19 protein-coding genes are annotated in these 18,611 nt (G+C 72.6%); 5 read left to right on the top strand and 14 right to left on the bottom strand.

The features are described 5' to 3' along the window. The first annotated feature begins 24 nt into the window (after positions 1-24). Together AB0N81_RS21365 and AB0N81_RS21360 are read left to right on the top strand one after the other, a co-directional pair. Positions 25-1,554: an MFS transporter gene (locus tag AB0N81_RS21365; protein ID WP_365360504.1), complete on the top strand. Its 1,530-nt coding sequence runs from the start codon at positions 25-27 to the stop codon at positions 1,552-1,554. Positions 1,555-1,732: 178 nt separating this feature from the next. Further along, the gene (locus AB0N81_RS21360) at positions 1,733-2,899 is read left to right on the top strand and encodes an acyl-CoA dehydrogenase family protein (RefSeq protein WP_365360502.1); all 1,167 of its coding nucleotides are present in this window, start codon (positions 1,733-1,735) and stop codon (positions 2,897-2,899) included. A gap of 313 nt (positions 2,900-3,212) precedes the next feature. Here AB0N81_RS21360 and AB0N81_RS21355 read toward each other — a convergent pair whose 3' ends face one another. Genes AB0N81_RS21355 through AB0N81_RS21345 form a run of 3 tightly spaced genes read right to left on the bottom strand, consistent with a single transcriptional unit; the run spans position 3,213 to position 5,892 of the window. Beyond that, positions 3,213-4,211, bottom strand: a complete 999-nt coding sequence (locus AB0N81_RS21355; protein WP_365360500.1) for a DUF6081 family protein — start codon at positions 4,209-4,211, stop codon at positions 3,213-3,215. Next, positions 4,211-4,954, bottom strand: coding sequence for an HAD family hydrolase (locus AB0N81_RS21350; RefSeq protein ID WP_365360498.1), 744 nt, complete (start codon positions 4,952-4,954; stop codon positions 4,211-4,213). The genes AB0N81_RS21355 and AB0N81_RS21350 overlap by 1 nt, the downstream gene beginning before the upstream one ends. Continuing rightward, positions 4,951-5,892: a pseudouridine-5'-phosphate glycosidase gene (locus AB0N81_RS21345; protein ID WP_365360496.1), complete on the bottom strand. Its 942-nt coding sequence runs from the start codon at positions 5,890-5,892 to the stop codon at positions 4,951-4,953. The genes AB0N81_RS21350 and AB0N81_RS21345 overlap by 4 nt, the downstream gene beginning before the upstream one ends. Positions 5,893-6,121: 229 nt before the next feature. On the opposite strand from AB0N81_RS21345, the gene AB0N81_RS21340 reads away from it, so the two are divergent. Beyond that, entirely contained in the window at positions 6,122-7,228 is a 1,107-nt protein-coding gene (locus AB0N81_RS21340; protein ID WP_365360494.1) for a DUF6081 family protein, read from the top strand. A gap of 81 nt (positions 7,229-7,309) precedes the next feature. On the opposite strand, the gene AB0N81_RS21335 is transcribed toward AB0N81_RS21340, so the two are convergent. The 3 genes from AB0N81_RS21335 to AB0N81_RS21325 all read right to left on the bottom strand — a co-directional run bounded on the left by AB0N81_RS21335 (position 7,310) and on the right by AB0N81_RS21325 (position 10,340). Continuing rightward, positions 7,310-8,374 carry an aldo/keto reductase gene (locus AB0N81_RS21335; protein ID WP_365360626.1) on the bottom strand — a complete coding sequence of 355 codons (1,065 nt, stop codon included), beginning with the start codon at positions 8,372-8,374 and terminating at the stop codon, positions 7,310-7,312. A gap of 12 nt (positions 8,375-8,386) precedes the next feature. After that, the gene (locus tag AB0N81_RS21330; protein ID WP_365360492.1) at positions 8,387-9,292 is read right to left on the bottom strand and encodes a nitroreductase/quinone reductase family protein; all 906 of its coding nucleotides are present in this window, start codon (positions 9,290-9,292) and stop codon (positions 8,387-8,389) included. Between the two features lie 82 nt (positions 9,293-9,374). Further along, complete coding sequence (locus AB0N81_RS21325; RefSeq protein WP_365360490.1) at positions 9,375-10,340, bottom strand: DUF6081 family protein; 966 nt, start codon at positions 10,338-10,340, stop codon at positions 9,375-9,377. A gap of 165 nt (positions 10,341-10,505) precedes the next feature. Between AB0N81_RS21325 and AB0N81_RS21320 the strand changes: the two genes are divergently transcribed. Next, positions 10,506-11,519 carry an acyltransferase domain-containing protein gene (locus AB0N81_RS21320; protein WP_365360488.1) on the top strand — a complete coding sequence of 338 codons (1,014 nt, stop codon included), beginning with the start codon at positions 10,506-10,508 and terminating at the stop codon, positions 11,517-11,519. Here the strand turns inward: AB0N81_RS21320 and AB0N81_RS21315 are convergent. The 7 genes from AB0N81_RS21315 to AB0N81_RS21285 are packed head-to-tail and all read right to left on the bottom strand — an operon-like array spanning position 11,485 to position 17,438. Further along, positions 11,485-12,381: an MBL fold metallo-hydrolase gene (locus tag AB0N81_RS21315; protein ID WP_365360624.1), complete on the bottom strand. Its 897-nt coding sequence runs from the start codon at positions 12,379-12,381 to the stop codon at positions 11,485-11,487. The genes AB0N81_RS21320 and AB0N81_RS21315 overlap by 35 nt on opposite strands. Positions 12,382-12,425: 44 nt before the next feature. Next, positions 12,426-13,418 (bottom strand): SRPBCC family protein, encoded by a 993-nt coding sequence (locus tag AB0N81_RS21310; protein WP_365360486.1) that lies wholly within the window; start codon positions 13,416-13,418, stop codon positions 12,426-12,428. Positions 13,419-13,458: 40 nt separating this feature from the next. Further along, positions 13,459-14,280 (bottom strand): 3-oxoacyl-ACP reductase FabG, encoded by an 822-nt coding sequence (gene fabG / locus AB0N81_RS21305; RefSeq protein ID WP_365360484.1) that lies wholly within the window; start codon positions 14,278-14,280, stop codon positions 13,459-13,461. A gap of 11 nt (positions 14,281-14,291) precedes the next feature. After that, on the bottom strand, positions 14,292-14,552 hold the full coding sequence (locus tag AB0N81_RS21300) for an acyl carrier protein (RefSeq protein ID WP_365360482.1): 261 nt from the start codon (positions 14,550-14,552) through the stop codon (positions 14,292-14,294). A gap of 9 nt (positions 14,553-14,561) precedes the next feature. After that, positions 14,562-15,863 carry a ketosynthase chain-length factor gene (locus tag AB0N81_RS21295; protein WP_365360480.1) on the bottom strand — a complete coding sequence of 434 codons (1,302 nt, stop codon included), beginning with the start codon at positions 15,861-15,863 and terminating at the stop codon, positions 14,562-14,564. Beyond that, a complete protein-coding gene (locus AB0N81_RS21290) occupies positions 15,860-17,140 on the bottom strand; it encodes a beta-ketoacyl-[acyl-carrier-protein] synthase family protein (RefSeq protein ID WP_365360479.1) in 1,281 nt (426 codons plus the stop codon). The genes AB0N81_RS21295 and AB0N81_RS21290 overlap by 4 nt, the downstream gene beginning before the upstream one ends. Before the next feature lie 40 nt (positions 17,141-17,180). Next, the gene (locus tag AB0N81_RS21285) at positions 17,181-17,438 is read right to left on the bottom strand and encodes an acyl carrier protein (protein ID WP_365360477.1); all 258 of its coding nucleotides are present in this window, start codon (positions 17,436-17,438) and stop codon (positions 17,181-17,183) included. A gap of 174 nt (positions 17,439-17,612) precedes the next feature. Between AB0N81_RS21285 and AB0N81_RS21280 the strand changes: the two genes are divergently transcribed. Continuing rightward, positions 17,613-18,218, top strand: a complete 606-nt coding sequence (locus tag AB0N81_RS21280; protein WP_365360475.1) for a methyltransferase domain-containing protein — start codon at positions 17,613-17,615, stop codon at positions 18,216-18,218. 138 nt (positions 18,219-18,356) lie between these two features. On the opposite strand, the gene AB0N81_RS21275 is transcribed toward AB0N81_RS21280, so the two are convergent. Beyond that, positions 18,357-18,602 carry a hypothetical protein gene (locus AB0N81_RS21275; RefSeq protein WP_365360473.1) on the bottom strand — a complete coding sequence of 82 codons (246 nt, stop codon included), beginning with the start codon at positions 18,600-18,602 and terminating at the stop codon, positions 18,357-18,359. Positions 18,603-18,611 lie beyond the last annotated feature (9 nt).

Genomic DNA, 18,611 nt, shown 5'->3' with positions numbered 1-18,611 from the left:
GACTGATCAGGAAAGGGACGGCCCATGTCGTTCTCCCCTCCCCCCACAGCGGATACAACCGAGTACAACCCCCGGCGCTGGGCGGCCTTCGTCGTCACTCTGTCCGCGGCCTTCATGGACCTGGTCGACACGACAGTGATCAACGTCGCACTCCCCTCCCTCCGCGAGGACCTCGGGGCGTCGAGCACCCAGCTCGAATGGTCGGTGGCGGGCTACGTCCTCGCCTTCGCCTCCGGGATGATCACGGCGGCCCGCCTCGGCGACCGGTTCGGACGGCTCCGCGTCTTCCAGGCGGGACTGGCCGCGTTCGTCGTGACCTCCGCGCTCACCGGCCTCGCGGTCAACCCGGAGATGCTCGTCGCCGCACGAGTCACCCAGGGCGCCTCGGCCGCCTTAATGGTGCCGCAGGTGCTCGCGATGCTCAGGGTCGAATTCCCCCCGGGCGAGCAGCACAAGGCGGCCACGATCTTCGGTCTCAACTTCTCCATCGGCGGCGTCGGCGGCCCGCTCATCGGCGGACTGATCCTCAACGCCGACCTGTTCGGGCTCGGCTGGCGGCCGATCTTCTTCATCAACATCCCCATCGGCATCGCCGCGCTGATCGGCACCTTCGTCCTGTGCCGCGAATCCAAGGCCCAGCACGCCGCCACCACGGACGTACGCGGACTCATCATCGCGACCCTCGCCGTCCTGACCCTGCTCTATCCGCTGGTCGAGGGGCGCACCATGGGCTGGCCCTGGTGGACCTTCGTCCTGATGGCCGGGTGCCCGGTCCTGCTGTGGCTCTTCGGGCGCTACGAGAAGACCGTCGTACGGCGCGGCCACGCACCCCTCATCGACCCCGCCCTGCTGCGCGAACGCGCCCCACTGGGGGGCCTGTCGGTGGCCGTGCTGTTCTTCGCCGGGACCGGTTACACCCTGGTGATCACCGTCCACCTGCAGAGCGGTCTGGGCTTCAGCCCGCTGCACACCGCGCTGAGCATGGTGCCGTTCGCCGTGGGCGTGGGGCTCTTCACCCCCTTCGCCCCCAAGATCCGCCAGTACGGCCGTCCGGTCGCCGTCGTCGGCTCGCTGCTCGCGGCGGCGGGCATGAGCGCCAACATGTTCACCATCCGCGCCGTCGCCGAGGACCTGAACTCCTGGCAGCTGGTCCCCGGCCTGCTCGTCGCCGGTCTCGGGGTCTCCATGACCTCCGGCGTCCTCATCGCCACCGTGCTCGCCAAGACCCCGGGGCATCTGGCCGGCTCCGCCGCCGCGCTGGTCAACACCGCCATCCAGATCGGTGTGGCCGTCGGCATCGCCGTGGTCGGCACGGTCTTCTTCGGGCACCTGGACGACAACGGCAACGCCGTCGACGCGGCGGTGGTCGGGCTCCTGACCGTGGTCATCCTGTATCTGCTCTCCTCCCCCGCCGCGTTCATCCTGCCGCCGGGACGCCTCATGTTCGCCGCGGCGAACCCCGGGCCGAAGCAGGAGGAGACGGCGTCCGACCAGGCCCAGGAGGACGCGGCCGCGGAGTCCGGCTCGCTGACCTCCCGGCACGCGGCCGAGTGAACCGCCCGCCGGGCCGCCCCGCCCGGTGACACCCCGGCCGCCTCTCCCCGCCCGGAGACGCGGCCGGCACCGTCCGCGCACTGGTCCAGTCACCGTCAAGGCAGCTTCCACCCCGCCGCACGACCCTGGCGCCCCGGCCGCCGCACCCAGCGCGGCGGCCCTCTCCAGGGGAGGACCCGTGCCGGAGACCATGACGACGTATCAGGCGCCCGCCGGGCAGTCGACCGGACTGCGCCCAGAGGCAGCGACCACCGCGGCGGCGCGGCACGCGGCGCACGCGGAACGGGAGAAGGTGCTCCACCCCGCGGTCGCCGAGGCGCTCCGCGACGCCGGGTTCGCCCGCCATTTCGTGCCCTCGCGGTGGGGCGGGGGCGAGGGCGGCTTCGAGGAGTACCTGGCCGCCGTGGCCACGGTGTCGCGCAGCGACCCCTCCGCGGGCTGGTGCGCCGCGGTCCTCGCCTCGCTCTCCCGCATGGCGGCGTTCCTGCCCGAGGAGGGGCAGGAGGCCGTGTGGTCGCGGAGCCCCGACGCCCTCGTGGTCGGAGCGCTGGTGCCCGGGGGCGGAGCCCGCGCGGCAGCGGGCGGCTGGCTGCTCAGCGGCCGCTGGCCGTACGTCAGCGCGGTGCACTACTCCGACTTCGCGCTGCTCGCGGCGCAGGTCCCCCTCGACTCCGGGCGCTCGCAGACACGTTTCCTGCTGGTCCCGCGCTCCGCGTACGGCATCGACCGGACCTGGGACACCGTCGGCATGCGGGGCACGGGCAGCGACACCCTCGTCCTCGACGAGACGTTCGTGCCGGTCGGCCACACCTTCCTGCTCAACGAACTGGCCGCGGGGCGGGGGCCGGAGGGCGGACCCGCCTGGCTGCGCGTCCCGCACAAGAATGTCAGCGGCCTGAGCTTCGCGGCGCCGATCCTGGGCGCCGCGCACGGCGCCCTCGACGCGTGGACGCGGACGGCGGCCCGCAAGCACGCGGCCGCGGGCCCGACGCAGCCGCCGTCGGTGTCGGCCGAGCTCGATCTGGCGCGCAGCGCGGCGCAGACGGACGCGGCCGAGCTGCTGCTGACCCGGGCCGCCCGCGACGCCGACCTGGGTCTGCTCGGCTCCGAGGCCGCCGGGGCGCGCGCGCAGCGCGATCACGTCGTCGCGGTGGACCTGCTGCTCGATGCCGTGGGCCGGCTTCAGCGCACCGGTGGCACCGGGGCGCAGTCGCTGGGCGGTGACCTCCAGCGGTTCTGGCGGGACGCCAACACGGCGGCCGGGCACGCCGTGCTCAAGTGGGAGCCCGCCGCCCGGCGGTTCGGGTCGGCCCGGCTGCGGGAGGCCGCCACCGACGTGTCCTGATCCTGCGCATGCCGTGAGAGCCTGTCTTTGAACCCCCGTCGTTCGCGCGAAGCGCGGGCGCAGCGGCGGAATGGGGCCTCCCCTGCTCGAGCGGAGCCGAGAGCTTGGGGAAGCGTGCGATCGGCGTGCGGTGTCCCAGGTCATCTGGCGGAGCCACCTGTCCTGGGACACCGTGCGGCATGGGGGTCCCCCCTGCTCGAGCGCAGCCGAGAGCTTGGGGGAGTGCGTGCCGGGCGTCGGGGCGCAGGCGGGGGTTCAAAGACACGCTCTCAGGGGCCACCGGAAGCGGTGGCCCCTCACGGCATGCGCAGGGTCAGGCGGCGGGTTCGCTCGTCACCTTGAAGTCGCTGATGCGGAGTTCGGCGCCCTGGCCGAAGAGGCGGCTGCTCTCCGCGCTGTCCTCGTCGACGAAGCTCTGCTCGGTGGGGGCGCCCGCGTCGGGCCGGTAGTAGGTGGTGGCCCGGGAGAGCCGGACGAGCCCGCGCCCGGTGGGCCACGAGCCGTCGAGTAGGCTCAACATCCCCATTCCGGCGCTCAGTTGACGTGGCGTCACGTCCTCGGGTGTGCCGCCCTCGTCCAGGGTGAGCGTGTCCCGGTCCAGCGGGTGGCCGATGCGGTCCACCGTCAGGACGCTCTCGCCGTCCAGGGTCCAGTGCACGGTGCCGGCCGAGTGGTCGTGGGAGATCTTCACCCGGTGCAGGTCCTGGGGCGACCGCGCCGCCAGCGGGACCGTGCACGCGAAGGAGCGGTAGGCGCCGAGGTGGCGCCGGGCGAAGTTCGTCCGGCCGTAGAAGGCGTACACGCGTTTGTTGGTGAGGATGAAGTCGAAGGCCACGGAGGTCTCCGGGTCGATGGTGTTGAGCATCGACCCGGCGAGCCGCAGGTCGTCGTCCGGGTCGTGCACCGCGTCGCCGAATGGGTGGTCCGCGGTGCCGTAGGTCCGGCCGGAGATGCTCGCCTCGACGGACAGGACCCGCCCCGGCCTCGTGTCGAACCCCTGGAACCCCGCCGTGGACCGGCGGTTGACGTAGGCGATCCACTTCGCGTGGTCGGCGAAACCGGGGATGGAGCCGGGCTCGCCGGTCTCCCTCGGCACGGTGCGGGTGAAGGCCGGTTCGCCGGTGCGGGGGTTGCGGCCGCGCGCGACGAGGCGCAGCCCGTCGGCGTCCGTGCTCATCACCGCGTCGTCGGCGATGAGTTCGGCGCTCGCCTGGACGAAGCGCCACGGCGCGTCCGGGCCGTCCGCCCGCAGCCCGCCCCGGAAGTCGTCCTGCCACAGCACGGTGGCCCGGTCGGTGGTCGGATGCGTCATCACAGCTCCTTGTCGTCGGTCGGGCGGCGCGGGGCGGTCCCGGCCAGGTGTACGAGGACGGCGTCGAAGGAGTCCACGACCTCGTCGGCGCCCGCGGCCAGCAGTTCGTCGGGCGTGGCGACCCCGTACGAGACGCCGATGGTCCGCATCCCGGCGGAACGCCCCATCTCCATGTCCGCGGTCCCGTCCCCCACGACCACGCAGCGGTCCGGCGGAAGCCCGAGTCCGCCGGCGACCAGGAAGGCCATCTCGGGGTCGGGCTTGCTGCGCCGCACGCTGTCGTCGCCCGCCACGACGCGGAAGAGGTCGGCGACTCCCATCAGCCGCAGCAACCGCTCCGCCGCCCCGCGGGGCTTGGACGTCGCGACGCCCATCAGGAGCCCTTGGGCCCGTGCCCGCCGCAGCCCTTCGGTGACGCCGGGGCAGGCGAGGTCGGCGGGGTCGGTCCCCTCCAAGTGGGCCCGGAAGAGCTCGCGGTAGGAGCGGACGGCCGCCGCGACCTCCGGGGCGTCCTGCGCGCGGCCCAGCAGATGGGCGAAGTTCTGCTCCAGGGGCCTGCCGACCAGCGCGCGGACCGTCGCCTCGTCCGCGGGGGCGCCCTGGTCGGCCAGGATCTTCGTCATGATCGAGGCGATGGCCCCCGGAGTGTCCGCGAGCGTGCCGTCCAGGTCCAGGACGAGCCCTCCCACAGGAGCCGGTGCGGCCGGTCCGGCCCCAGGGCCGCCCTGGGCCGCGGCCGTCATCGTCCCGCCCCCGCCGCGACGGCGCGTTCGGCGCCAAGGGCGACCGCCAGTTCACCCGCGACGCGGGCCGTGCCCAGCAGGATGGAGCGGCCGGCGGCCGCGGTGCGGCCCCCGGTGGCCCGGGAGACCGCGCGCATCAGGAACGGGCTGACCTTGTTCCCCGTGACGCCGGTCCGCTCCGCCTCCGCCAGCGCCTGGGCGATGGCGCCTTCGACCAGCGCGCCGTCGACCGCCTGCTCCTCGTCCACCGGAACGGTCAGCAGCACGGTTCCGCCGCCGTTGAGCAGCCAGTGGGTCCGCGCGGCCCGGGCGGCGGTGCGCAGGTCGTCGACGCGCGCCACCGGGATGTCACCGCCCCTGATGTAGAAGTGCGGGAGCCGGTCCGTGCCGTAGCCGAAGACCGGGACTCCCGCGGTCTCCAGGTACTCGGCGGTCAGCCGGGCGTCCAGGATGCTCTTGGCGCCCGCCGAGACGACGGTCATGCGGGTCCGGGTGAACTGCAGCAGGTCGGGCGATATGTCCAGGGTCTGCTGGGCGCCCCGGTGCACCCCGCCGATCCCCGCGGTGGCGAAGACCTCGATCCCGGCCAGCTCGGCGATGACGATGGTGCCCGCGACGGTGGTGGCGCCCACGGAGCCGCCCGCCACCGCCGCGCCCAGGTCTCGCGCGCTCACCTTCTGTACGTGGGTGGTGCCCCGGATCCGTTCGATCTGGTCGGCGTCCATGCCGACCAGAAGCCGGCCGTCGGCGACGCCGATCGTCGCCGGTACGGCACCGGCGTCACGTACGGACTTCTCGATGGCCAGGGGTAGTTCGAGCGACGGGCTGGCGGTGATGAGCGAGGACTCCAGTGCGACCACCGGCCGCTTCTCCGCGACAGCGGCCGCCACTTCCTCGGAGACCTGCAGTAACGCGTCCATGCCATCCATACGTGCCATACGTGTGCCGTCCTTTCCGTGCGCGTCCACAGACCGTCCATGGACGACAGACAACGGGGGCTGCCGTGCTCGCGCACATGGTGTGCGGGCTGCCTCGAAGCCCACTGGATCGGCCGGCCGCTGAGGCGACAGCTGGTTCGAGTCGTATTCGAGGGGTGGTTGCCACGGTGCTGCCGCGCTGCGCGAACCGGCCTGCGCACTTGACGGACTGATGTACGGAGGAGAATCCATGCCCTCAGAGGCTGCTAATGGCCGTCGCCCCTTGGTTCGGTCACGACGGGCGGCCGCCTGTCTGGTGGCCGCGGCCACCGCGTGCTCGGCCCTGACGCTCACCGGCGGTGCCGGCGCCGCCGAGCCGGCCGGGTCGAGTTCGGAGAAGGTCCTCTTCCAGGACGACTTCGCCAAGGGCTTCGACGCGCGGGAGAAGTGGCTGCTCGGCTCTTCCAACACCCCGGACGGTCAGCTGGCACAGGGCGACGGGGTCATCACGTCGAACGCCACCGGGATCACCGTGGTGCCGACGGGCCGCAATCCGCGGACGGGCCGGCCCGCGTTCGCCGCCACCGCCGCCCAGGACGCGACCGGCTTCGGCGGCGGCACCGGCGACCACCTGAAGTGGGTGGCCCAGCCGCGCGTCTCCTCCGCGAACGGGTTCCCGGTGCCCGAGACCGGGGCCTGGAACTGCAAGGCGGACGTCACCGTCAAGGCGGAGGGCGTCGAGAACCACCCGTTCGGCCGGGCGGTGAGCGACCCCCAGTCCGACCCCCGGCTCGCCAGCGCCACGGTCATCACCGTCGACCACGCCACGCACACCGTGGCCAACTTCTCGGTGACCAACAACGAGGTGCACGCCGTGTACGAGCGGCTCCCTGTGGAGAGCGGCGCCTACGCCGCCTTCCACTACTCCGTCCCGGTCGCCAAGCGCACCGCCAACAAGCCGGTACGCCTCGCGATCCGCTACGACCAGGGCGGCAAGCGGGTCAGCTGGCTGGTCAACGGCAAGCGGGTGCTGTCCACCGACCGGATCGGCACCAGGGCGTTCGACCGCAAGCACCTGCGCATCGAGCACGGGGGCCCGGAGGAAGTGGTGCGGGCGTCGTCCGTGCAGTGCGGCCTGGCGACCGGCAATCTGCTCGACGGGGGCGGCGGCGCGGGCGACCGGGACAAGGCCGGCCTCGTCCGGCTGGAGGACAGCGACAACTTCTACTACGACCCTGCCAAGGGCGCTCCGACGCCGCAGAAGTTCCACGACGACAAGAGCCTTCTCAAGAACCGGTTGTGGGGGCAGGGCGTCACCTTCAAGGTGAAGTCCTTCAGCATCAGCACGTCGGACTGACCGTCCGCCACGACGGGATACGACAGGACGCCCGGCCGGGAGCCTCCCGGCCGGGCGTTTTCGCGGGCACGCGACCGGTGGTCAGTCCACCGTCGAGAACAGGTCGTCCGTGACCGCGCGCCGGCTGGTGGAGCGGCGGTCGTCGACGCGCTGCCAGTGCTCCCCGTAGATCATGCGGGTCATCGCGGGAAACCGGAGCAGCAGGTTCGGGTATCCGGCGGGGATCGCCGTCGCCCGGTCCAGGGCCGCGAGATGGTCGCGTCCCAGGTCCACGTCGACGCTGCCGAGGTTCTGGTTCAGCTGTTCCTCGGTCGTCGCCCCGATGATGGGGATGACGGTGCCCGGCCGGGACCGCAGCCACGCGAGGGCGACCTGGGCCGGGGGGCGGCCGAGCTCCTCGGCGATCCGCACGACCTCGCGGACCACGTCGTCGCCCTCGCCGCGCGCCCTGCCCCACGCGACCTTGTTCAGGCGCCCCTCCTCACCCCTCAGGTACTTGCCCGTGAGGCGGCCGTCGGCCAGCGGTCCCCAGACGAACGCCGGCAGGTCGAAGGCGTGCGCCATCGGCAGGAACTCGTTCTCGACCGCGCGGTCCAGCAGGTTGTAGTGCACCTGCATGGCCGCGAAGGGCGTCCAGCCGCGCTGCTCCGCGAGGGTGTTGGCCTGGGCGATCTCCCAGGCGGGCCAGTTGGAGACGCCGACGTACAGCACCTTTCCGGCCCGCACCTGGTCGTCCAGGGCCCGCATGACCTCGGCCACCGGGGTCAGCGTGTCCCGGGCGTGCACCCACAGGATGTCGATGTGGTCGGTCTTGAGGCGGCGCAGGCTGTCCTCGAGCGACACCACGAGGTTCTTGCGGTGGTTGCCGGCCGCGTTGACGTCTCCGGGACGGACCTGGAGCGTGTACTTCGTGGTGAGCACGAAGGCGTCCCGCCGGTGCTGCAGGAGGTCGCCCAGGACGGATTCGGCGGTGCCGCGCCCGTACTCGTTGGAGGTGTCGAGCACATTGCCGCCGGCCTCCGCGAAGCGCTCCAGAATCTTGGCCGGCCGGTCGTCGGGCAACTCCCAGTCGTCACCGAACGTCATGGTCCCCAAAGCGAGTTCGGAGACGCGAAGTCCCGTCTTGCCGAGCACTCGATAGCGCATCCCGGACACGCGTCAGCCCTCCAACGCAGGCAGCAGGGTCTCTTCCTCGTAACGGAAGTGCTCTTCAAGGCCGTTCACGACACGGTCCAGCTCGGCCCGCAGCCGGTCCCCGTCCTCGGCCCGGTCGAAACCGCCCTTGTCCAAGAGCTCCTCGAACTCGGCCAGGGCCGCCTCGACCACCTTGTGCTCGTCGCGCAGCCGGGAGATGGCCGGGACGAGGTGGGGGAACTTCTCCTCGAAGGCGGAGAAGGACCCGTCCTCGCGGATGTGGTGCATCTGCAGTCCGTAGCAGTACGTCAGGCAGCGCTTGCGGAGCTGCTCCGTCAGGTCGGCCACGGGCTGCGCGGCGGCGCCTTCGGGCGAGAGGGTCTCGTCGATCGCCGCCCGGACCCGCGCGAGGTCCGCCCGCAGGTCCTCGTGGTGCTTCTTGAGCTGGGCGCCGATCATCCGGCTGCGCTCCGTGTTCGCACCGAGGTTCAGCGGGTACAGCGCGACGACGGGAATCGTCCGGTTCGCCTGCTCCTCGTACTGGCGGAAGGCCGGGTCGATGGTGCACTGCTGCTCCCAGTACCGGTCGCGCTCCTCCCCTTCGAGGACCTCGGCCCGGGTGGCGAACGGCTTGACGGCCCCCTCCTCCGTGCCGATCTCCAGGGTGACCTGGGGGCTCTTGAGCAGATTGTGGTACCAGTCGGGGTGCTTGTCGCGACCGGCGTTCGAGGCGAAGACGAGGTAGCGGTCGCCGTCCTTGTTGTAGATGGCGGGGTTCACATGGGGCTTGCCGGTCCGTCGGCCCATGGTGGTCAGTACGACCATGGGCGCCCCCTCGAACATTCCGCCCACCCGGCCGTTGTTCGCCCGGAATTCCTGGATGACCCGCTCGTTCCAACTCAGACCGCTGTCTGCCTGCTCTTCACTCATGAGAGTCTCCGTCGGATCTGTCGACACGGGGTCGACACAGAAGGGCATTTCCATTTGCTTTGAAAACAAATTTAAAACGAATCTAGGATCTCCGGAGCCCCCTGTCAACCGCGGCCCGCACCGTCACCCGGCCCACCGTGAGCTCGGCTCCAGGACGCCACGACGCCCTTCTCAGCAGCCCCGCGTCGGCGACGAACTCCTGCGGCTTCGGCGCTCCGATGCGCGGCGCGTAGCAGGGCGCCCCGCCGGGCGCCGGACGGACCAGGCCGCGGCCGTCCGGGCCCGCTCCGTCCAACAGAGTGAGCAGGCCGAACGCGCAGACCAGCCGGCTCAGACGCACCGGCTCCCCGTCCTGCCCGCCGTGGTCGAGAAGCAGGTGCCGACGGTCCGCCGGACGCTGTCCCGGGCGGTCGATCCGCAGCACCTCGGCCCCCTCGACCCGCCACACGGCGCACGTACCGCCCTCCTCGAAGGAGACCGAGAGCCGGTGGCGCTGCCCGGGGCGACGCCGCGCGACCGGCAGGGCGTAGGAGAAGGAGGCGTACTGCGACCCGGGGGTCGGCACCCGCTCGTACAGGGCGTGGACGCGTGTGTCGGTGAGCAGGAAGTCGCAGACCACGTGCGTGGCCGGGTCCATGGTGATCATCGCCGCGGCGGCGAGGCGTACGTCCTGGCCGGGGTCCGGCACCGCGTCGCCGAAGGGGTGGCGCGCCGCCCCGTAACCGCGCGCGGACAGCACCGTGGTGCACTCGACCGCTCCGCCTTCCGGCACCTCGAATCCACGCCCGTCCTCCCCCGGCCCACGCGCCAGCGCCACCCACTTGAGGTGATCGCCGGGCCCTTGCGCGGCCTCGTCCCGGTCGGCCAGGGGTGCGAAGGCCGGCTGCCCCGTGACCGGATCCGTCCCGGCGGGCACGACCCGCAGCCCGTCGGCGGCGGGCAGGAGCGTCGCCTCGTCCCGCATCGGCACGGCCCAGGGTGCGCCGAGCCCGTCGCGGAAGTCGTCGTCGAACAGCACCTCTCCGGACACGTGAACGGACTGCTGCATGGTGCCTCCCGGCTCGTCGTGAGGGCGCCCAGCGTCAGAGCACCGCAATGAGCGCCACTTGAGCTCCCGTCCACTCCGGATCGAGCGGCCCCCGCCACCGTCTGCCGCGTCGCACCGCCACCCAGGCAATCCGCTGGGCGAACCCCCCGGAGAATCGAGGCGCTCGTGAACCACCCCCAGACCGTGCTGCTGCTTCCGGGACAGGGAGCCCAGCGAGAGCGCATGGCCGCGGGTCTGTACGGCGTGCACAAGGAGTTCACCGCCGCCATGACGGACTTCTTCGACGCGCTGGGACCCGAGGGCGACCGGCTGGCCGCGCAGTGGCTGCGCCCCGCCCCCAACCCGCGCCTCGGCGAGGCGCACATCGCCCAGCCCCTGCTTCTGGGCGTGGGGTTCGCCCTCGGCCGGGCGGTCTCCGCCTCCCACGCCCCGCCGGGCCTGCTGCTCGGGCACAGCGTGGGCGAACTCGCCGCCGCCTGTCTTGCCGGGGTGTTCCGGCAGGCCGACCTCGGCCGCCTCGCGGCGGCCAGGACACGTGTCCTGGGCGACGACGGCCGGGGCGGCATGCTCGCGGTGGCCACACCGCTGTCCGGCCTGCCCCTCGACATGTACCCGGTCGTCGTCGCCGCGGTCAACGGCCCTCGTCAGACCGTGCTGGCGGGGCCCCTCGACGCACTGGAGCACGTGGACGGCCTGCTGAGGGCCGCGGGCCACACCACACTGCGGCTGCGGTCGGACCGCGCCTTCCACAGTCCGTCGATGGCCGGCGCCGCCCGGCGCCTCGCCCACGAGGTGGCCGCGCTGCGGCCGGCGCCGGCCCGCTCGCCCCTGATCTCCACGCGCACGGCGCTGCCCCTCCTCGACCGGCAGGCGGTGGACGCGACGTTCTGGGCGGACCAACTGGCCCTGCCCGTGCGGTACTGGCCCGCGCTCTCCTCGCTGCTCGACGCCTCGGGCACCGACCCCGGACTGCTGCTGCTCGACGCGGACCCCAGCCGCTCGCTCAGCGCCCCGGCGCGCCGTCACCCGGCCGTGCGGGCCGGTACCACCCGGGTGGTCCCTCTCCTCGCACCGCCCCGGTCCACCGGCGGCCCGGCAGACGCGGAGATCTTCGAACAGGCCGTGGAGAGCATCGAGGAGGCGATCACGCGTAACACGCGGGCAGTCTCCCGCCGTTGAACTCCACCATCTCGCCGAAGATCCCCACCACGTCGAGGGGCTCGCCGTACGCACCGCCCCGCAGCTCCGCGTACGCCCGGTGCAGATTTCCCACCAGGCGCTCGGGGTCCGTCCACTGCTGGTAGGGGTGGGTGCCGAGCTGGCGTGCCGCCTCCAGCGGTGCGAGCCCGGCCGCCAGAGCCCCTTCCGCCGTCCGCAGCAGCCACCGGAGGTACCCCTCGGTCTCGTCGATCGCCTCGGGGCCGCACACCGGCCCGTGCCCGCCGACGATGACGCGCGGGGCGAGCGTGCGCAGGTACTCCAGAGTGCGCAGCGATCCGTGCAGCGAGCCCATGAGGATGAACGGGGTGCAGCCGGGCATCACGACGTCTCCCGCGAACAGCACCCGGTCCTCGGGGAGCCACACGAGCGTGTCACCGGTGGTGTGGGCCGGTCCGGGGTGCAGGAGCCGCACCGTGCGCCGTGCGAGGTGCAGCTCCAGCCGGCCGTCGTACGTCACGTCGGGCAGGCGCAGTTCCACCGCGCCCCAGCCGACGCCCGGCCACAGACCGGTCAGCCCCAGCCCCGCAGCCGCCATCTCCTGCCGGGCCCGCTCGTGCGCCACCACGAGCGTGTCCGGCTCGCCGACCAGCGCGTTGCCGAACGTGTGGTCGCCGTGGAAGTGCGTGTTCACCAGCAGCCGCGGCGGTGCGGCGGCGAGTTCGCGGACGGCGGCGCCCAGTCGGCGGGCGCGCGCCTCGGTGGCCGCGGTGTCCACGACCACCGGGCCGCGGCCCGCGTCGAGGAGCACCCCGGCGTTGTTCACACACCAGCCCGCCGACTCCTGAAGATAGGCATGGACCCCGTCCGCGATCTCGTCCATGCGCGCGGGCCCGTGCGGTGCCGAGGTCAGCACGCCCGGCGCGGTCACCGTCCCCCTCCCGCCGCCGGGGCGAGATGGGCACCACAGCTCTCCAGCGTGCGCCTGCTGTTCCCGGCCAGCAGCGCCCCGGTCCGCTCCCGGGCCGCGGTCAGCGAGGTGCCGGGGCCGAAGACCTCGTCGACCGCGTCGGGGTCGAGGGCGACGTGGTGCACGGCGGTGACGCGGGTGTTCTCCCCCGCCGCCGAGAGCAGCCAGGCGCCGCTGTGTCCCAGCAGTCCTCGGGGCACCGTCGTCTGCTTGTAGACGAGGCGTTCGTACGGGAAGCAGAGCCGGACCGACTGCGAGCCGTGCACGGAGCCGTCGTCGCCGCGGGTGCGCATGTCGAGCGTCTGGACCCGCGCGCCGCCGACCGCGGCCGCCGGGTCCTCCTGAAGGTCGAGGCTCGCGACGTGCGGGACGCGCGCGGGCCACAGGTCCGCCCGGTACAGGAAGTCGTAGACCTCACGCAGCGGCCCGGGGACGACGCACTCGTCCTGGACGGTGAACAGCAGGTCCTCCAGCTCCTCGGGGCGCCCCGCCCAGCGGGCCACCGCCGCGACCTCGACCTCGCTGTTGTGGTCCAGGGCCTGCGCGGCCCACTCGGCCGACACCGCCGCGTCGGCCGCGAGGACCCACTCGTGCCCGAGGACCGTTCGCGTGCCGCCTTCGCTCTCCTCGAACTGCCAGTGCCCGCTCATCCACTCCAACGGAGGGCCGGGGGTCTCCTGGCGGAAGTCGACGCGCATCCGTTCGTCGTCCAGTTTGCGCAAGGAGGTCCAGCTGCGGATCTCAGAGCCGGTGACGGCCCACAGCCGGATCCGCTCCGAGTCCCGGTCGCTGTCCAGGACTTCGCCCGCCAGGCACGGCGCGAAGAGCAGCGGCCAGCGGGTCACGTCGGCGATGAGCCGGTATCCGCGGCCGGCCGGTCCGGTGTAGTGCGCCGTGTGCTCCGCGCGGTGCCGGCGCGGTGAGGGTGCGGTGGTCGAATCGATCGGCATGGCCGACCCCTTCCGGTGTCAGTAGTTGCCGGGGTCCGTGTCAGTAGTTGCCCAGGCCGCCGCAGACGTTGAGCGCCTGCGCGGTGATGGCGGCCGCCTCGTCGCTCACGAGGAAGCCGACGAACGCGGCCACTTCCTCGGGCTCCGTGTAGCGGCCGATCGGGATCTTCGCCTCGAACCGCTTGAGCACGGCGTCCTCGTCGACCCCCCAGAGAGCGGCGTAGCCCCGGCGGACCCCGCCCGCCATGTCCGTCTCCACATAGCCGGGGCAGACGGCGTTCACGGTGATGCCCGTCGGGGCCAGTTCGAGGCCGAGTGCCTTGGTGAAGCCGACCACGCCATGTTTGGAGGCGGAGTACGGCGCGCCCAGGACGACGCCCTGTTTGCCGCCGGTCGAGGCGATGTTGATGATGCGGCCCGTGTCGAGGCCGGTCATGCCGCCCGTGGTGAGCGCCTCCCTGGTGACCAGGAAGACGCTGTTCAGGTTGGTGTCGATCACGTCGTACCAGAGCTCGTCGGGGAGCTCCGCCGTCGTCCCGCCGCCGCTGCGGCCCGCGTTGTTGACGAGCACCTGGACCGGCCCGAAGCGTTCGACGGCGGCCGCGACCCAGGCGCGGACCCGGGCGGGATCGGTCACGTCGCAGGCGGCGCCGGCCGCGGTCAGACCGAGGCCCGTGAGCCGTTCCACCTCCTCGGCGACACCGGACTCGTCACGGGCGCACAGGAACACCGGATGGCCCCGGCGGGCCAGGGCCAGCGCCACGGAGCGGCCGATGCCGCGGGTCGCGCCGGTCACCAGTGCCGGGCCCCGGTGGGACGTGGCGGCGGGCGGCGCGGCGGGAGCGGCGATGGTCTCGGTCATGGCGGGGCTCCTCAAGCGGCGGTCGACAGGGCGTGGTTGACGAGCTGTAGGAAGGCGCGCGGGGTCACGGCGTCCGCGACGTCCTCGTCGCGCAGTTCGACGCCGTACCGCTGGCCGACGGCCGCCGCGGTCTCCAGCACCGCGAGCGAGTCGTAGCCCAGCTCGGTGAAGGGCACGTCGAGGACCTCCTCGGTGAAGGTGGCGTCCTCCTCCTCGCCGGCGCACTCGACGAGGATGGTGCGGAGATCGGTGAAGATCAGCTCCTGCATCATGTGCTTCTCTCAATCTGTTCGCCGGTCGCCGTGTGCCCCGCGCGGGTGGCGCGGTGCGGTGACGACCAGGGCCGAGTTGAAGCCCCCGTGGCCGCGGGCCAGGATCAGCGCCGCGTCGACGCGGGCCGTACGGGGTTCCCCGCGCACCAGGTCGAGCCGGTGCCGCGGGACGGGCCTTCCGACGTGGGTGGTCGGGGGGATCAGGCCGTCGCGCATGCTGAGCAGCGCGGCGGCGACGTCCAGCGGCGGCCCGCCGCCGGTCAGCCGCCCGGTGAGGGTCTTGGGGGCGGTGACGGGCACGCCGTAGGGGCCGAAGAGCGTGGTGAGGGCGGCGGCCTCGATGTCGTCGAGCGCCGGCTGCGCCGCGGCGTCGGCGAACACCACGTCGATGTCCTGGGCCGCCACTCCCGCTTCGGCCATCGCGAGCCGGGCGGCCCGGGCCAGGCCGGGCGGGCGGTCCGAGCCGGGCGGCGGATCGAAGGTGGCCGCCTGTCCGGCCAGGTGTCCGTACACCTGGCGGGCACCGCGCTCCGCGGCGCCCGCCGCGCTCTCCACGATGAGGAGCGCGCCGCCCTCTCCGGGTACGTGCCCCGCGGCCCGCTCGTCGAAGGGCAGGTACGCCCGCCGCGGGTCGCGTGCTCCCGAGAGCCGTCCCCCCGAGTGGTGGGACAGCAGGCCCCAGGGGTCCAGCGCGGATTCCACGCCGCCGGAGACGACCAGCGCGGCCCCCTTGCGCAGGGTGCGCCGCGCCAGTCCGAAGGTGTCGAGGCCCCCTGCCTGGTCGGCGACGATCACGCTGCCGGGGCCGCGCATGCCGTGCCGGATGGAGATCTGGCCGGTGTTGACCGCGTAGAACCAGGCGAACGACTCGTAGACGCTGACGTGCTGCGGTCCCTTGGTCCACAGTTTGCGCACTTCACGGTGGGTGAATTCGAATCCACCGGTCGCGTTGGACGTGGCCACCCCGGTCGCGTAGTCGGGCAGCGCCGAGAGGTCCGCGCCGCAGTCCGTGAGCGCCAGGTCGGCGGCGACGAGGGCGAGCCGGGTGACCCGGTCGGTCTGGGGGAGCAGACGCCCCGGCAGGCGCTGTGCTGCGTCGAATCCCGTCACGACTCCGGCGAGGGGCGAGGGGTAGCGAGTGGCGTCGTACCCCGGCACCGGGCGGATGCCGCTCTCACCCCGCAGAGTCGCCTCCCACCATTCCTGTGTACCGATGCCGTTCGGGGCGACCACACCGATGCCCGTGATCACCGGCGGGTGGTTCGCCGTGGGAGTCCGCTGATCCGCGAGGGCCGCGGAGGTCCGCGTCATGTCACCGCTCCTCTCCCGTTCCTCGGACCTCGGGAGAGGACCATGGCGCTCTGGAAGCCGCCGAAGCCGCTGCCGACCGTCAGGACGGTGCCGAGTTCGCGCTCACGCGCTTCGAGGGGCACATAGTCGAGGTCGCATTCGGGGTCGGCCTCGTGCAAATTGGCCGTGGGCGGTACGGCCCCGAACTCCATCGCGAGGGCGCAGGCGGCGATCTCGATGGAGCCGATCGCGCCCAGTGAGTGCCCCACCATCGATTTGATGGAGCTGACCGGTGTGCGGTAGGCGTGCTCGCCCAGCGCCAGCTTGAAGGCCGCCGTCTCGTGCCGGTCGTTCTGCTTGGTGCCGGATCCGTGGGCGTTGACGTAGTCGACCGCTTCGGGCGCGATCCTGGCCTCGTCCAGTGCCGCGGTGATCGCGTCCGCCATCTCCCGGCCGTCCGGCTTCAGGCCGGTCATGTGGAAGGCGTTGCAGCGGGAGGCGTGGCCGTCGATGACCGCGTAGACGTGCGCGCCCCGGGCGCGGGCGTGTTCGAGCTCCTCCAGGACCAGCATGGCCGCGCCTTCGGCGATCACGAAGCCGTCCCGCGTGCGGTCGTAGGGCCGTGAGGCGTGTTCCGGGTCGTCGTTGCGGGGTGACGTGGCCTTGATCGCGTCGAAGCACGCCACAGCGACGGGTGAGACGGGCGCGTCGGTGCCGCCCGCGATCATCACGTCCACGACGCCCTCGACGATGAGGTCCCGGGCGTGGCCCACCGAGTCGATGCCTGACGTGCAGCCGGTGGAGATGACGGCCGCGGGCCCCTCCGCGCCTGTCATCGCGGCGATCTCGGCCGCGAAGGAGCTGGGCACGAAGGCGTCGTACAGATGAGGTGACAGGTAGGCCCCGTCCACCTCCCACAGTCGGCCGCTGTCGCTGAGCACCAGGTACTCGCGCTCCAGGCTGGTGGTGCCGCCGACGGCGGTGCCGACGCTGACGCCGATGCGCTCGGGGTCGAGGGCGGAGAGGTCAAGTCCGCTGTCGTCCAGGCACTCGCGGGTGCTCAGTACCGCGAGCTGCGCGGCACGGTCGAGACGCCGGATCTCACGGGGCGACAGGCTCTGCTGCTCCACCGTGAAGTCGACCTCCGCCGCCATCCGGGAGCGGAATCGGGAGGCGTCGAAGCTGGATATGGTTCGGGTGGCGGTTCGTCCGGAGACCAGCAGATCCCAGAACGCCTTGCGGCCGACACCGCTGGGGGCCATGACCCCGATCCCGGTGATGGCGACTGTTCGGCTCACTGCGGCAGCTCCTCCCCACGCGTACGGCCACGCGTGACGGTCATCGGTCGGCCGGGATCCTGGCGTCCACGTAGGCGATGAAGGCCGCCGGCGTCGTCAGCTCGTCGAACGCCTCGTCCGGGACGGAGACCCGGTACTCGTCCTGCACCCGCATGGCGATCTCGTAGACGACCAGGGAGTCGTAACCCAGGTCGCCGAACTCGGTGTTCAGCGCGGAATCCTCCAGAGAGGTCACGTCCGCCCCTTCGAAGCAGTGCTCCACGACTTTCTGGAAATCGGTGAAGGTGAACCCGCTCATGGCGCCCCTTTCAATCGATGGGGCGTCACCGTCGGCGGCAGAGCTCGACTGGTGGTCGAGCACTACTGGATGGCCGGAGTCCGGCGGTCACGCAGCGTTCTCCAGTGAGCTTCGAGGTCCGGTCTCCACGCTTCGTCCTCAGCCGTCACTCACAGAGATTGGGATGCCGACCGGATGAACTCGCTCCTACTGACGCTCCTCGGGCCGGTCTTCGGACGCCCCAGCGGAATTCCGGGCCTCATCGGAGGCGCCATCATGCAGCGCGGCAACGCGGAACAGGAGGCGTGGGCGGTCGAACACGCCGGACTGCGGCCCGGCGACCAGGTGCTCGAGGTGGGCCCGGGGCCGGGCATCGGTCTCGCCCTGGCCGCGGAGGCGGTCGCGCCGGGCGGCCGGGCGATCGGCGTGGATCCCTCGGCCACGATGCGGGCCATGGCCCGGCAGCGCTGCGCTCTGCACCTCGCGGTGGGGCACGCCTCGCTCCGGGAGGGGACCGCGGACGCGACTGGCCTGCCCGACGCGTCGGTCACGGCCGCCCTGTCGGTCAACAACGTGACCCTGTGGGACCGCCCGGCCGCGTACGCGGAGTTGCGGCGGGTGTTGCGCCCCGGCGGCCGGCTGGTGATCGTCCACCATCGCCACACCATGAACACCAGTCCTGAACAGCTGCGCGACGAACTCGTCAAGGACGGGTGGGAGGACGTCGAGCTCGACGTCCGCGGCCGGACGATGGGCCGCGCCGCGGTCGCCATCCTCGCCCGTCGGCCGGCCGACGACTAGCCGGGCGGCCGGGCGTCGTTCCGGTCGGCAGGCACCCATACCGTGTGCCGCGGGCGTGACCCGCCAGCGGCACATCGCCTCGGCCATGGCGAGGCGTTCGCCGGTGGGCGGGACTCGACCGGGTCCCGCCCACCGGCCTCAGCTGTTTCCCCGCCGCGCAGTGTCGCGGACGCGGCCGGTCACCACCGGGTCACCCTGCGGGGTGCGGCGCACGAGGGCGCCGGTGCGGAAGTAGCCGTCGACCACGCGGATCCCGTCGTCGGGTGAGACGGTCCAGTGCGCCGAGGCCCGCCCGCGCGATGAGCTGTCCGGACCAGGCCGGGTGGTCTGTCTCGGCAGCAGAACCAGTGGCCCGCGCCGACCGGCGGATTCAGCCGCCCGCATGGCGGTCTC

The organism is Streptomyces sp. NPDC093510, assembly GCF_040683555.1.
Classification (GTDB): Bacteria; Actinomycetota; Actinomycetes; order Streptomycetales; family Streptomycetaceae; genus Streptomyces.
Note: the sequence above shows the minus strand (reverse complement) of the source record. Positions and strands in the feature narration are given on the sequence as shown.